Annotated in this window: 5 protein-coding genes; 1 reads left to right on the top strand and 4 read right to left on the bottom strand. The window is 39.4% G+C overall.

The features are described from left to right. Positions 1 to 3: 3 nt before the first annotated feature. Positions 4 to 1,146: a galactokinase gene (gene galK / locus IE155_RS09085; protein ID WP_189377933.1), complete on the bottom strand. Its 1,143-nt coding sequence runs from the start codon at positions 1,144 to 1,146 to the stop codon at positions 4 to 6. Beyond that, positions 1,146 to 2,189 carry a UDP-glucose--hexose-1-phosphate uridylyltransferase gene (locus IE155_RS09080; protein ID WP_189377932.1) on the bottom strand — a complete coding sequence of 348 codons (1,044 nt, stop codon included), beginning with the start codon at positions 2,187 to 2,189 and terminating at the stop codon, positions 1,146 to 1,148. The genes galK and IE155_RS09080 overlap by 1 nt, the downstream gene beginning before the upstream one ends. 166 nt (positions 2,190 to 2,355) lie before the next feature. Between IE155_RS09080 and IE155_RS09075 the strand changes: the two genes are divergently transcribed. Continuing rightward, complete coding sequence (locus tag IE155_RS09075; protein WP_189377931.1) at positions 2,356 to 3,390, top strand: LacI family DNA-binding transcriptional regulator; 1,035 nt, start codon at positions 2,356 to 2,358, stop codon at positions 3,388 to 3,390. Between the two features lie 86 nt (positions 3,391 to 3,476). Here IE155_RS09075 and IE155_RS09070 read toward each other — a convergent pair whose 3' ends face one another. Then, the gene (locus tag IE155_RS09070; protein WP_189377930.1) at positions 3,477 to 7,595 is read right to left on the bottom strand and encodes an OmpA family protein; all 4,119 of its coding nucleotides are present in this window, start codon (positions 7,593 to 7,595) and stop codon (positions 3,477 to 3,479) included. Then, positions 7,588 to 16,251 carry an SdrD B-like domain-containing protein gene (locus tag IE155_RS09065; protein ID WP_189377929.1) on the bottom strand — a complete coding sequence of 2,888 codons (8,664 nt, stop codon included), beginning with the start codon at positions 16,249 to 16,251 and terminating at the stop codon, positions 7,588 to 7,590. Before IE155_RS09065 ends, IE155_RS09070 begins: the two co-directional genes overlap by 8 nt. Positions 16,252 to 16,319 lie beyond the last annotated feature (68 nt).

Genomic DNA, 16,319 nt, shown 5'->3' with positions numbered 1-16,319 from the left:
GTCTTACCTGAATGCACCTTGGGTGGCATGGCAAATATATATATTAGGTTGAAGTGAATATTGCTGTGGGTACTTTTCGTTGACAACCTGCGTAAGCTTGTCAACCATATCATTAGGTACTAAGGCGATAACACAGCCACCAAAACCACCTCCAGTCATGCGAACACCACCATTTAAGCCAAGCTCTGTATCAATAATCTCGACTAAACCATCTATTTCTTTTGTCGATACCTCAAAGTCATCGCGTAGTGAAGCATGTGACGCTTTCATCAGTTTACTGAGTAATTCAATATCATTGGACTTTAGTGCAGATAAGGCTTCAATCGTTCTTTGATTTTCAGTTATCACATGGCGAGCACGTTTATAAAGTATCTCAGGTAAGTCGTGTTTTGCTGTCGTTAACATTTCTATTGAAACATCTCTGAGTGCGTCTTTATTAAAATGTCTAGCAACCGCTTCACACTGTTCGCGTCTATGGTTGTATTCACTGTCTACTAGACCACGTTTTACATTTGAATTAACAATAAATAAAGAGAGGCTATCTGGAATAGGGGCATCTTCAAACGTTAGTTGTCGGCAGTCGAGCAGCATTGCGTGCTTTTCTTGTCCCATTGCAGATATTAGCTGGTCCATAATGCCGCAATTACAACCGACAAAATCATTTTCCGCGGCTTGACCTAATTTCGCTGCTAAAATGCCGTTGAGATCCAATTCATAAAGCTCCGTAAACGCTTTTAAAATAGCAACTTCAAAACTTGCAGAAGAGCTTAATCCCGCGCCTTGTGGCACATTGCCTGTAACGGCTAAATTGGCTCCGCGAATTGCCGGAAAATGTTTCATTAATGCTTGAACAGAACCTATCACATAGTTACACCACATTTTATCTTCATTGAAGACAAATTCATCTAACGAAAACACGGCACTTTGTTGCTCACAGTCATGGGCATACACTTTTATCAGATGATCATCACGCCTTTTAGCGGCGATCGTGGTGCCATAATTAATGGCTGCAGGTAAAACAAAACCATCGTTATAATCGGTGTGATCGCCAATAATATTAACGCGACCAGGTGCATGACAAACAATGGCAGGCGTTTCATTAAATTCCTGTTCAAACAAGGTGATAACTAGTTTATTTTGGTCCATTACTTGTTCTCCTTGTAATGCACAGAAGGCAGATTTCTTAAGCGTTCAGCCGCTTGTTCAGGGGTGAGATCTCGCTGAGCCTCAGCCATCATTTCATAGCCCACCATAAATTTTCGTACCGTGGCTGAGCGTAATAAGGGCGGAAAGAAACTGGCATGTAATGTCCATTCTTTATGTTCTTGTCCATCATAAGGCGCACCATGCCATCCCATTGAATAGGGAAAAGAACAATTAAAGAGGTTGTCATATTTAATGGTAATTTGTTTGATAATATCGGCGAGTGATAATTTCTGGGCTGTGGTTAAATCTGTCATTCTTGTGACAGTAAATTTTGGTAGGACTAAGGTTTCAAAGGGCCAAGCAGCCCAATAAGGCACGACAACTAGCCAGTCAGTATTTTCAACAACAAGACGTTCTTTATTAGTAAGTTCCTTTGTTCCGTAATCACCAAGTAGATTAGTACCATATTTTTCAGCATAGGCAGATTGCGTAATTTGCTTTTTATTGACTAACGTTGGTAGCTGTTGTTGTGCCCAAATTTGTCCGTGTGGATGCGGGTTAGAGCAGCCCATGACACTGCCTTTATTTTCAAAAACCTGTACCCATTGATAATTTTTACTTAACTCAATGCATTGACTTTGCCAGGTATTAACAACTTGGCTAATTTCTTCTACGGATAATTCGGGTAATGATTTACTGTGGTCTGGTGAAAAACAAATAACTCTGCTTTCCCCTTGTTCCGTTGCCACTTTAAATAAAGGGTCTTCATTTTGATAGTGGGGCGTATCTTGTTTTAACGCAGCAAAATCGTTGGTAAACACATAGGTTTCAGTATAATTGGAATTGATTTCTCCATTAATCCGCGTATTGCCCGCACAGAGAAAGCACTCTGGATCATAAGCTGGTTTGTTATCACTTTCTTCTGTTTCAATTTGCCCTTGCCATGGTCTTTTTGCACGATGAGGGGAGACTAAAACCCATTCATCTAGTAGCGGATTAAATCGTCTATGTGGGTGCTCGCTCGGATCAAAAACTGCTTTCATGGCTATATTATTTAATTGGGTTAATTGTATGATAATATCAAATGTAAACGTTTACCCTTAATTGTGCAACCCTTAAGTTGAATTTTATTAACTTGCTATATAACTACTGTTTTGCTTAAATAATACCTAGCTTAAAATCACACTAAAAAGTGTAAACGTATACCTTATGTCAACAATTAAAGATGTCGCCCGCATTGCTGGAGTTTCTGTTGCTACTGTATCTAGAGTCGCTAACAATGGCCCTAAAGTGAGTAGTAAAACAAAAGAGAAAGTGCAAAAAATTATGGCTGAACTTGGCTATACCCCCAATGCCAATGCCAGAGCACTTGTTACCCAGAAAAATACCACTATAGGCGTGGTTATACCTGAATTGAATGATCCCTTTTTTGCCTCACTTGCAAATGGCGTGGAGCAAATTTCCCGTCAACATAACATGCAACTATTACTAAGTACTGGGCAACTAAGTGCAGAGTCTGAGATGCAAGCGATTGATTTATTAGTTGGACGTCGTTGTGATGTAATGGTTATCCATAGTAAAAAATTAAGTGATGAACAACTAATAGCGTTAAGCCAACGCATTAAAGGTTTAGTGATTATCGATCGTTATGTAGCTGCTATTGCTGAACGTTGTATTTGGCTTGATAACTTTGAGGGCGGGAAAATAGCGGCGCGACATTTACTTGCCTTAGGTCATAAAAATTTGGCGTGTATTACCAGTAAATATCAAATTGATGACCCTGAGTTAAGGCTTAATGGCTTTACTAATGAGCTTAATGCGTCAGGTATACCACTTGATGAACAACTCATAGCCTGCGCAGAACCAAGTTTGCAAGGTGGAGAGGTGGCAGCTCAGAACTTACTCGCATCAGGTAAGCCTTTTTCCGCAATATTTGTTTATAACGACGCAATGGCAATTGGCGCTATTTCAACGCTAGAAGATAATGGCTATCGCGTACCTGCTGATATTTCAGTGATAGGCTTTGATGATGTATTACTGTCACGTTATTCAAGGCCAAAATTAACCACATTGAATTATCCGATTGAAGTAATGGCTAAACAAGCAACAAGCTTGGCTTTAGCTTTAGTTAATAGCCAAGAAGTTGCTTCTCAAAGTAGCACTCTTAAACATATCCCTCGATTAGTAAAAAGAGAATCGACAAATATTTGTAATGTTAAGGCAACTGAGATTAACTTACGTTAATCTCTTGTTTAGCTAAACGTTATGTATTCATACTCACGTAGTGAATTCACATTCGCTAATATTGGTAATTATTGCTCTGTTAGATGTTAAAATTTACCTACCAAATTAATAAACCAACCTTTTGAGTCGTAATTTAAGTCAGTTAAGTCATCACTAAAATCAGTAAAGTTATAACCTACGCCAATTTTAAAGTTTTCACCAATATGACGATGTAAAGCAATCAACATACCGCTACGTTTATCGTCAGCTTCACTAACATCAAGCATACGACCTTCGACAAGAAAATCCCAATGTCTGATCAAATGCCAATCAAGTTTCACTACATATAAGCTAGAGGTGCTATCAAACCATTCGCCGGCTTCTCTACCTGCACGTATTTCACCTTTACGATGAGCAAGTTTAGCACCAATAGTCCAACGAGCACTTAAATCATAATTAATATCAACTGCTACAACATGGCTGCGTTGTTGGTAATCATTTTGCTGATAGCTCGCAGTAAATTGCTCAGCTGGTGCCAAATCATATAAATAATTGTAAGTTAGTAAAGCGTTAAATTTATCGTTATCAACTGGGCGATAAGCAAAACCTAATAAAGCTTCGCTATAGTCACTGTTTAAGCTGTCTTTAATGTTAGAATCGCTGATTGCAATGTCAATTCTAAGTTGTGCGCGCCAATCAGGGTTTACTTTATAAGAGAGATTATTTCTGACTAAATAAGAGTCTCGCTCATCTTGCTCTTGCTTATCATTACGAAACTCTAACGCACCACCGTATTTGAAGTCTGTTGTCGCATAATTTACATTTATTGCAACCGTATTTCGCTCTAACGATGGCAGACCTGGCTCTTCTTGCGTACCATTTTCTAAGCTAAGGCTCAATAACCAACGTTCGCTTGGCAAATACTCAATACCGTAGGCATGTGTTAAACCAACACGGCTATCACCATGTTGATAACGCTCTTCACCATAAACATTAATCGTATCGCTATAACGATGGCGAACACCACTTACTAATTGGCCATTACGTCCACCTAAACCGTTATCTGTGCGATCGGGGTCTAATGCATAATTTAAATAAATATTACTAGCATCATCATACTGATATTCACTACCAATTAAGGCACCAAAGCCTTGATTACCATCAGAAACTTCGCCATTTAGTTTGATGTTTTTGGTTATTTGATAGTTACCGCCAATACCCGTGCGGTTATTCGCCAATTTACTATCATCATGATTTAACGTACCTTGAACAAAAGCGAGTAATCCCCACTTTTCGTTATGTTGATAGTCAACTTGCACCGCTAAATCAGTACGTTTCCCTACATTCTGTTGTTGCGCCACAGTTGCCGCTTCACTATCTTCAGCACGTAAACCAGCACTCACTGCCCAGTATTCATTCAAAGCATGGTTTAGATTAAATTCAGCACTGAGTTTATCAATACCACCTTTTTCTTCACGGGAGTCTACTTTTAGAAGAGCCTCTGTATCTTTGCCCATAGGCAAGCTGATTTGAGCGCCAACTTGCTCGGTTTCATATTGACTAAACTGACCAACACCTGAAAAATCAGCATCGCGATATTGCCAATAAACATTACCTCTACCGTTATTATTTATGCCTAAATCTTTAAACACAAAAGCGGATTCAACCCGTAAAGCTTTTGCTTTATCATCTGTTGTTACCGCTGTGGTTAATTGATCAAAATAATAACCACCATTATTAGAACTGGTGCCTGCTACACCTTGTCCCTGTGTTTGAGCACCTTCTAATTTAATATAACTTTGCGCTGAGTAGCGATAGGTTAAATCAACCCCTTGTAATTTATGCTCTTCAAGCCCCATGTCTTGCTTGCTGCCGCTAAAGCCAATCTTCCAACTATCATTAATCCAATGGCTTACTCGTCCACCAAACGCTAATTCGTCAAGCTCATCAAAACCTGGTGTATATTCATAGTTAACGACTAAATATGCAGCATGACCTGATAATCCTCCCGTTCGTATAGTTTGATTATCTTGACTAATAGATGATAACGGTCTAGTTAATAATACCCTGCCTTGAATAGCGTTTACGTCGTAATCAACACCAGCAACTAAAGGCTGAGAACTTAATATTAAACCAGAGTCTTTATCACGTATTTCAATGGATAAGCGTTCAGAACCTTGGCTAATATCCTGATTGCTTAAGTAGTACAATGAACCGCCGGTACCACGAAATTCTTCATATGCAGCATTAGTACCAGCTTCAGCGGCGAATAAGTCAACCTGGGTAGTTCGTTCTCCAAAGTTTGTTAATTTCTCGCTATTCCAATCAATATTAGCACCGTAAAGCCCACGTTCAATACGTGCAAATTCAGTATCATTGATATCGGAAATAAAATTTCCCCACATCAAATGTGATTTATGATCATTTATCTTAGCGTAAAATCGGCCTTGTGTAGGAGCATCATCAACAAGCGTTGAATCATCTCCATAAACGGCATAATGATTTTCTTGCTCTAATCTTCGTAATAAACTTGCTGGATCTTTTTTATCAAAATTAGAAAGTAAATCTTCGATAGGTTCTTCAGTAGAATCAATACTGGTGGTAATGGTGTATTTATCCTGCCATTTACCTTTTGCATAAAACGCTAACCTTCCATCAATAAAGAGATCATCATCAAAGGCTTCATTTTGAGTGACAAGCTCCGCGGCGCCAATAGTAGAGTTTTTGCCAACGGTAATATCGGCTAAACCGACATAAAACCAATCATCACTTTTTAATTCAAGATGACGTTGAAATAGTTGTCCATTTCCTTGCTCATCAAGCACAGCAACTTCAGCGTTAAATTGCCCTGAGGGGATAATTTGTTGGTTTACAAACTCGCCTTGTTCGTTAACAGGTATTTGCTGCCCTAAAAAATAAACCTGATGATCTGTAGGTACTTTTTGACCATTAACCGTTAACGTTCCACCATTTAAAGGAATATTTTGTAATACCAGTCGACTCTCGCCATAACCACTCAACGTTGCTTGCGATAACGGTAACTCTGGACGTATTGGCGCTCCTGTCGTGATTGTTGTTAGCTGCGTTTCATCAAAATTTCCGGCGCTGTCATAGACTCTCAATAAATAATAATACTCAGCTGCAGGTGTATCAGGGAGCGCCCACTGCGCTTGAAGTTGCGTATTCAGAGGGATAACAGTATGAGGATCTGCTTGAGAAGATTGCTTAGTACTAAACAGACGTATTTCAGCTTTATCAATAAAATCTAAATAATTACTATAGCCTTGCCATTGGATTTGCCAGCTTTTATTGCTTTCATTAACGTTACTATCTTCATTCACTTCAGAAAGTACGGGGGTAATATTTAATGCGGGTTTTATCGACAAATTATCGTATTGCAATTTAATATCGGCATTATCTAATGCAACATCAGTACAACGTTGATTATCAGCATCACTACTTTGATCAGCATCATTTAATAATTGTCCGTCAATTGTGATCACGAATGGCAGTTCTTTAACGCCACTAAAGTCACAAATATTATTTCGGGCCATTGCCATCAATGGCTCTGGTACGACAACATCATCAAACCAAGCTTGTAATTCCACACGTCGGTTTTTAGCCATTCCTTCTGCTGTTAGGTTTGATGCTAAAGGTTCAGCACTGCCTTTACCATCTATCGTGATTGCGATATCCGATAATTGTAGCTTTTTCTTAAAATACTCAGACACAGCTCTAGCCCGCGATTTAGATAAATCAACATTATCCTTATAAATTTTAAGGGCTCGAGCGCTTAACGCTTGATTGTCTGCATGACCAACAAATGATAATCGAACATTTTTTTTATCTTTTAAAACATCAATCGCTTTATCCATCATCACAATTAATTCTTTGGCTAATGTATGTTTTCCTGAAGAAAAATTAATTTTGGGTAAGTTTTCTACCTCTAAAGTATTAGTCTCAACCAGAGTGTTATCCTGATGCTTACTTGATACATCAGGTAATCCCAGAAATATCCAAGAAGCTGTGGCTAAATTTCTCTCTGCGTTTTCCTGTGTTTCAACAAGTACTAAGTTATTGTTTTCACTAACACGACCTGCTAAATCTCGCGAAGTACAAACGGTTGATTCATCACAAAACTGATCAGCAAATACAGGGTATGTAGTGAAAATAGCAAGTGCTATTGAGCTTGCGAGTAAACTCGGACGAACCTTTAATTTATTCATTACCAGCCCCCCTTGCATTAACAACGTCTTTCATACTTCTTTCATCCTGATAAATCTCTTGTTCAAAAATCAATTCATACTTACATTCACACTCCTGCCATAATTTCTCACTGTTTTCACGTAGCAATTCTAAACGGCGTTCAATGACATCAATGTCTTCATCACGCTGGCCATAAGCTAAGCGTAAAACGGATGGTTGAAGGCGCATGGCTTTCATTGCTGTTTGTAATTGTTGTTGAGATTTATCATTGAGGTTATCCCCCTCGAAGGCATCTGCATTAACTTGGATACGGACAACACGATGAATGGTAGCGCCAAAGTTGGCTTTTACCATTTTACCGCGTGTTAAACGAACAACTCTTGGGTTTTCAGTTGTGACTCTAAAACCTGATGGCAAGGTACGTTCATCTATTTTAATAATAAAATTAGAACCACGCATTTCATTAGGAACACCTGCACAAGCAATATGATATCGCCCATGTTCATCTGTAGTAACAAGCAAACCTCTAGCTGTTGCTAAACGTACTGCTGGTAGACCGGATTCATCGGCATCTTGATAACCATTAGCATTTAAATCGTTAAATACTTTTCCGCTGACATCCGAACAATCGAACAACGGGTCTGGCACAATACGTACTGTTGCATCAGCAATATTAGTCAAAATTAATTGACTGTTTTGGTATCCGCCCCACGCCTGATTAACATATTCGCCTTCACCAACTCCTGCACCAATGATAGTAATGAGATCAATTTCATATTGTTGGTTGGCTGCGAAATTTAAATCAGACCAGATAAGTTGACGGTCATTAATTAATGGCTCTACTTTCATGCCATTAATAGTCGCTGAGCCTACAACGTATTTGAAGCCTGGAGGTAATTGGTCAATAACATTTAACTGGCTCAAACTAAATTCTTGATTATTGGTGACCACAATAGAATAAGGAACAAAATCACCGCGAGAAGCATTTTTCACATTGGTGGTTTTAATTACGCTAAGCATTTCATCGTCGATAGGATCAACCGGAATGTGATTATTAATCACATTGCCTGAGGGTAGTAGCGGATCAATATTAAAGCTTAAATAATATTGTGTGCCTTCGTCTCCGTCTGAAAAATCTGCCGAGGTAGTACCACAATTTTCAGGATCTTGAACGCTTGCGCTCAAAGGTGGAGGAGAATCTTGTCGTTGAACCAGTGCTGGAGTTGGAGAAGCAAGTATATCAACCGTATTTGTACACACCTGAAGTACTTTAGAGACACCCGGTAAATAACCATTTGGCTCAGTTACAACAAGGGTATAAACTCCTTTAGGTGCAGAATTAAAGATTAAAAATTGGTAAACACCATCATTTCCTGTGATTTGTTCAACATTGGCCAGCCCCCCTACTAAATCACGTTCTGGATCAAAGCCAACAGGCCCTTCGAAACGAACTGTAGCGCCGGCAACAGGTTCACGGGTTTTACTATCGTAAACAACACCTGAAGGATCGATAGGCAGATTTTGATCTTCGATATCTTCACCAACATCTAAAGTGATGTTACGAATAGTACCAAAAGATAAGTCAACGCCTGGTTCATCTGAAACACCATAGCCATAAATTGCGCCATTTTGTTCATGTATAAAGCGAACTTCATAAATGCCTGGTGATAGTCCTTCAAACAAATAACGACCATTAATGTCAGTTTTTACAACAGCAATAGGCGTAATATCTTCATTATTTTTAGGATTATCTCGAGTGTCTATAAGTTGAACGGTCCAGCCTTCAAGGCCATTGCCTTCATCTTCATCACGATTATGGTTACTGTCTAACCATACTAAACCACTAATACTCGATGGATTTTTAAGTAATTCACCAAAGTCATAATCGATAAGATGGCTAATATGATCGGTAAAGATAATCTTGCTGAACGAGTCATTGCTTAATTCACCACCATGACTGCCTAGACTATCTAGACCGTCGTCCATTTCACTTGGTTGTGTTTCAGTTACAAGGTACCCTTGACTATTCGGTAATGGTAAGTGGCTAAACATGTACTTACCATCAACGCCAGTTAGTACGCTTCGCTCTACAGATTGACCATTAATATCTGTGCCTGCTAACGTAATAGTAACATTGGGGATTCCCGGTTCGTTCTCAGTACGGATACCATCTCGATTTTGATCATTAAACACGCGCCCGCTCAAAGAACTACCTCGTTCGCCAAAATTGTAATCTATGCCATTTTCACCCGCGGCAATCACAACTTTACTGAATTGATCATTGGCTAAAATACCATCAAGACTACCAAGGTGATCTTGACCGTCATGCCAAGCTGTTGGCTGTGTTTGACTGATAACATAGTTGCCTGCGCGTAATCCACTGAAGTTATACTGACCATTAATATCTGTTATTTGAGTATATTGAACCGTTGCATCTTCTTTCCATGACTCAATGCCTGTTAAGGTAATTGTGACACCTTCTATACTTAATGTTTCGCTTTCGTCTCGTTCACCATTGTCATTTTCATCAACCCAAACTTCACCATGTAGCGAGGCGCCCTCTAATTCGGCAAAATTATAGTTTTCAAGTTGGGTGTTTGCTGGAAGTTGTACGTCAATAATTTTATCGGTTTTATAACTATCGGCGATAATCTGCTGACCAATGCTTTCTGCACCATCCAGATATTCTGCTGGTTGCACTTCACTAATTTGATATCCGTTTGTATCGCTCGGGTCTAGTAAGTCAAATAAATATTGACCATTTTTATCGGTAGTAATAGTACGTGTAACGGCAGCACCTAAATGGTCTGTACCTGTTAATGTAAGACTAACATTCTCTATACCCGTCTCATCATTTGAGTAAAGGCCATCTGCATTAGCATCAATAAAAACAACACCTGAAATTGACCCTATAGCCCATTCGGCAAAATCATAATGCTTAAGTTCACTATTTAACGTGATTTGAATACCAGATATCGTATCGCTAACTGCACTATTAGCGATGATCACGCCAGCAATACTTTCTTGACCATCAAGATAGTCAACGGGGTGAGTTTCTGTCAGGGTATAACCTGCACTATTACTAGGTGGTAATTGGGTAAATAGGTATTGGCCATTTGCGTCAGTTAGTTGCGTTAAGTTAATTTGCTTACCATTTTGACTGATCCCTGCTAATACCATTTCTACATTAGCGATACCATTTTCATTATTGTCTTTAAGGCCATTTTTGTTGTTATCTACAAAAACAAAACCGCTTAATCGCCCTTTATATAATTCGCCAAAGTTGTTGTTTATTAAGGCCTCTTGGTCTTTTAATACCAACCCCGTTAAGCTATCCGAACCTTGGCTATTAGCAAGAACAACACCCGCAATACTGTCTAAACCGTCATCATAATTAACAGGCTGAACCTCATTAATTTGATAGCCGTTTGCATCACTTGGTTGTAATAGGTCAAATAAATACTGACCATTAATATCAGTCGTTGTATGGCGCTGTACTAATGCACCTGAATTGTCAGTACCAGTTAGCGTTAATCTAACATTTGCTATACCGGCTTCATCTTTTGAAGTCGGTAAATAAACACCATCTGCATTAGCATCAATAAAAACAACACCTGAAATTGACCCTATAGCCCATTCGGCAAAATCATAATGCTTAAGTTCACTATTTAACGTGATTTGAATACCAGATATCGTATCGCTAACTTCACTATTAGCGATAATCACGCCAGCAATACTTTCTTGACCATCAAGATAGTCAACGGGGTGAGTTTCTGTCAGGGTATAACCTGCACTATTACTAGGTGGTAATTGGGTAAATAGGTATTGGCCATTTGCGTCAGTTAGTTGCGTTAAGTTAATTTGCTTACCATTTTGACTGATCCCTGTTAATACCATTTCTACATTAGCGATACCACTTTCATTATTGTCTTTAAGGCCATTTTTGTTGTTATCTACAAAAACAAAACCGCTTAACCGCCCTTTATATAATTCGCCAAAGTTGTTGTTTATTAGGGCTTTATTAGCTAAAACTACTAAGCCCGTTAAACTATCGCTATTACGGCTATTAGGTATAATAGAGCCTCCAATACTGTCTAAACCATCATCAAAATCAGTTGGTTGCTTCTCAGTAACCTGATAGCCCATGGCATTACTAGCCGATAAATTGTCAAATGAGTATTCACCTTGACTATTGGTTAACTGAGTTAGGTTAACTGTTTGGCCGGTGGAGGTTTCGCCACTCAGTTGTAATTCAACCCCTGCTATACCTTGCTCACCTGCGTTGAATTGACCGTCGTCATTAGCATCAATAAATACAACCCCTTGAAGTAGTGTAACATCTGGAATGTCTGCTCCTTCACCAAAGTTATAGCCTGTCCCTACGCTATTGGCGGCCACCACAATACCCGATATGAGGTCATTGGCGAGCGTCCCTCCCAAAGTACCAACAGTATCTTTACCATCTATAACTTTACTTGGCTGGGTTTCTCTAATACTGTAGCCAGTGCCGTCGGAAGCAGCTACTAAAAACAGATAATCGCCATTAGCATCAGTTACTGTTGTTTGGTTTATAACAATACCATTACCGTCTTTACCTGTTAGGGTTAACCTAACCCCAGCTATACCAACTTCTCCTATATCGACCACACCATCATCATTTGTGTCTCGATAGACTTTGCCACTAACTTTGGCACTTTGTTCACCAAAATTATAACCACTACCTTGTTGTGCAGCCGTTAATATAATATTAGAAAAGACATCGTTAGCGATATTACCGCCAGCATTACCTAATTGTTCTGAGCCATCGGTCCATACAACAGGATGGGTTTCAGTAACAACATAAGTACCTGCTATTAAGTTATCAAACTCATAATTTCCGTTGATGTCAGTTTGAGTAATAATACTTAGCGTGCCGCTTAATGTGACAGTAACATTCGCAATACCTGTTGTTTCAGCGCCATCTTTTACGCCGTTATTGTTTTCATCGTGCCAAACACTGCCTCTAATACTTGCCCGTCCTAATTCACCAAAGTTATAATTTTCTAAGTTGGTATCCGCCACTAAGACTATCGCATTAATAGTATCTGTAGCACGGCTATTCGTGACTAAACTACCGTTTGCATTTTCTAACCCATCATCAAAATCAGCAGGTTGTATTTCGGTAATGCTATACCCCGACGCATTACTAGGTATAAGTTCGTCAAATAAGTACTGACCGTCAATATCTGTAGTTTTAGTAATATTAACGCTATTACCATACAAATCTATTCCGCTTAGGTTGAGAGTAACGCCTGCGATGCCATCTTCGTTACCAGCAACAATACCATCGTCATTTAAATCAATATAAATCTGACCAGCAATAGATGATTGTGTCACCGTTACTATTTCCGTATCGCTGTTATTACTGCTATCAGAGTCAAAACCGGCAGTAGTAATAGTAGCTGTATTACTGCTAGTTCCGCCTGTTGGATAAGTAATGAAGCGTACTGGCAATTGCACACTTGCAACATTACCATTATTAATAGTGCCAAAATCACAATCAAAACTTGTTTCTGTATTTATCCCTGTACAAACGCCTTGGCTAGGTACTGGTGGCCCAGTTAACTCCATACCTGCAGGCAAGTTATTGGTTAATTCTGAATTAGCGCTGTTCCCTGGACCATTGTTGGTAACTATCATGGTCCAATTAAATGGTTCATATATGGTAACGGATGTTTTAGAAGGGGTTATATCAACGGCTAAATCCAATGCAATACGTAAAGATGTACTTTCACCTTCCGAGTTATTAGGCGTATAAGTATCGAACTCATTAGAGGCTACGGTTGGTGTAATGCTTAATGTATCACCCGTTGGATCAGGTGCCGTATCTGCACGAAAGAATAAATAACGAGTATAAGTATCGTTAACCTCTAACTCTGTGCCTGAAGGTAATTCGCAGCGCATTGTCATGGTATTAGCACCTATTACCGAGTTACCCACATTACTACAAATCACATCAGCTGAAGTACAACTACCGCCACTTGCATCTGTAATGCCATCACATAAAAAAGTGAATTGTTTTCCTGCTTGCGGCTCCAACACAGCATCAAAATAAACATCAGTTGCAACTGATGGGCCGCGATTAGTGATCTCCATTTTATAACGAACTATATTGTCTGTAGTGGCAGGAAATGCACCAAAGCTAGGGTTCCAGCTAATAGGATCTTCAATATCAGTAGTATTAATTAATAAATCTAATTCGGATGATACAACGCTTAAGTCTTCACTCTTGCTATTATTACTTAAATCGCTCTCTATTGTTGTGGTGGTAATTGCAGATGTATTTGTTAATACCCATTCTGGATTGCCACTTTCCCAACGGGGACGCACTTTTAAAGTGATAGAATGACTCTCGTTACGGGTTAACGTGCCAATCGTACACGTTAATACATTTCCAACTAATGCCGCACAATTACCTTGAGTGGTAGTTGCTGAAATTAAATCATAGAAATGCCCATTGGGATTAAAAGTATGAGTAACCTCAACATCTTCAGCCGCGGATGGACCATTATTTCTAAAGGTGAGTACCTTGGTAACATCCGTTCCTGCTTCAGCTGTGCTTGGAGTGAGCCCTAAACTCACCATTTCTACGTCGGCAATAGGGTTAACCGTTAATGCAACACTATCGCTATTGTTCGTTTGATTTGGATCGCCCAATACTGCCGAATCTACTTCCGCTGTATTGGTAAAGGAACCGTCGTCTAATGGTCTGTCTACTATAATAGTAAAAATAGAGACATCACCTTGAGACATAGTTTCGCCATTTTTTAACTCACAACGCACTACTCCACCGGTAGTAGCGCAGTCAAATTTATTATGGTCATCACTAACCGCAATGCCCGTATTGGATGGGGTGGCGCCAATAACATTGGTTAAATAAGCGGGAATATCATCGGTAACTACAACTGCGTCATTGTCATTACCATTAAGGATATCTCCAGCAACATGTGTAACTGTTAGTGTATAAGTAACTTGGTTTTCGTTTGTTTCTAATACATTTACAGTACCACCTACTGTACTTACCGCTTTAACTATAGATAAGTCTGCTGTGTCAGTAGTACTTTCAACGCCAGCACCTGTACAGTGGTTAGGTATAACACTATCAGGTTCTCCGCCTATATCATGAGCACAGGCATTATTGGTCAGGGTACCAGCGGCATTTGCTTTAGTGACAATATACAAATAATCTGAAGAAGCACCATTACTTAGCTGGTTAGAAAATTCACATGTAACCACTTCAGGGCTGGCGTTATCACTATTACAACTCCAATTAGTGCCCGAAAAAGACACATACTCTTCATCATCATGCAATGTATCAATCACAGTAACTATGCCTGAGGTTGCTTTAGGGCCATTATTTTTAACCCTAATACTGCTGGTCATGTTTGACCCTAAAGCCACTGGATTAGGACCTTTGGTTTTACTTATTTCTAAATCAGCACCATCTGGCACAATATCAAAAGTGACTGAATCTGTATTATTACTGGCAATAGAGTCGGTATCTGTCGTTGATATGGCTACCGAATTCACCACATTAACACCTGTTGCGGGTACCGATGTTTGGATTTGAATATTATCCGTTGCACCAACAGCATACGTAGAACGGCCACAAGTAATAGTTTCTGGGTTAGCGCCATCGGTATTACAAACCCAGCCAGCTCCTGTTGCACTTACCATGATAAAATCGGCAGGTAATGTATCAATAACTTCAACCGTATTAGCTAAATATGGACCATTATTTCTTGGCTTTAATGTAAAAGTGGCATTTGTGTTAGCTATAACGGGGGCGTCAACCGTTTTTGTAATACTTAAATCCGTGCCTGGGTTAATTGTGGTATTTTCAGTTTGAGTATTATTGTTAGTATTTGGATCTTTAACAATGCCTGTAGCTGATACTATCGCGCTATTAGTAACTGTACCTGAAATCGCTCCCACAACTTTCGTATTAATCGTAATTGCGGGTGCATTACTATTATTAGCTAAAGCGCTACGTGTACAAGTGACTACTTGACCGCTATTGCTGCAACTCCATCCACCGCCATTGGCTGAAAGGTAATTAACACCTGTAGGTAAAGTATTTTCAACTTTAAGAGCGCCCGAGTCATTAGGGCCTGCATTATTTACAATTAATGTATAGCTAAATTCTCCACCCGCGGTTACAGGGTCAATACTATCACTCATTGTCAGGTTTAGATCGGCACCATCCTCAATCGTTGTATTCTGAGTAGATCTATCATTCAATGCATTTGTGTCTGTAGAAGAGGTTGTTGCAGTAGCTTCTACAGCAATTGAAGCTGGTGTAGTTTCACTGGTTTTTATAATAATATTTAAATCAATCTCTGCTAGCCCAGCCAGATTGCCAAAGTCACAATTTACACTACCAGGTGCACCGCCATCGTGGGTACAACTACCATTATCGACGGAAACAAAACTAGTAGTTGCGGGAAGTGGAAAGGTTAATTCGACATCAGCCGCCGCATCTGCGGCATTATTACCAACGGTAATAGCATAATTTATTTCGCCACCACGTGGCGCGGGATCTGGACTATCTTCCAAAGTAGAAACAAGGACATCAGCAGCAAATATTTTTGCAGTGAAAAATATTAGAAAAAGACTTAAAGAAGATAAATATTTCATAAATTTGATATATACCTTTGACCATAGATTGATGAACGCCCAAATGTGAGAGGCATATAATAGGGAGT

Origin of the sequence: Thalassotalea profundi (assembly GCF_014653195.1) — a bacterium.
Classification (GTDB): domain Bacteria; phylum Pseudomonadota; class Gammaproteobacteria; order Enterobacterales; family Alteromonadaceae; genus Thalassotalea_B; species Thalassotalea_B profundi.
This window is presented reverse-complemented; position numbering and strand designations above follow the sequence as displayed.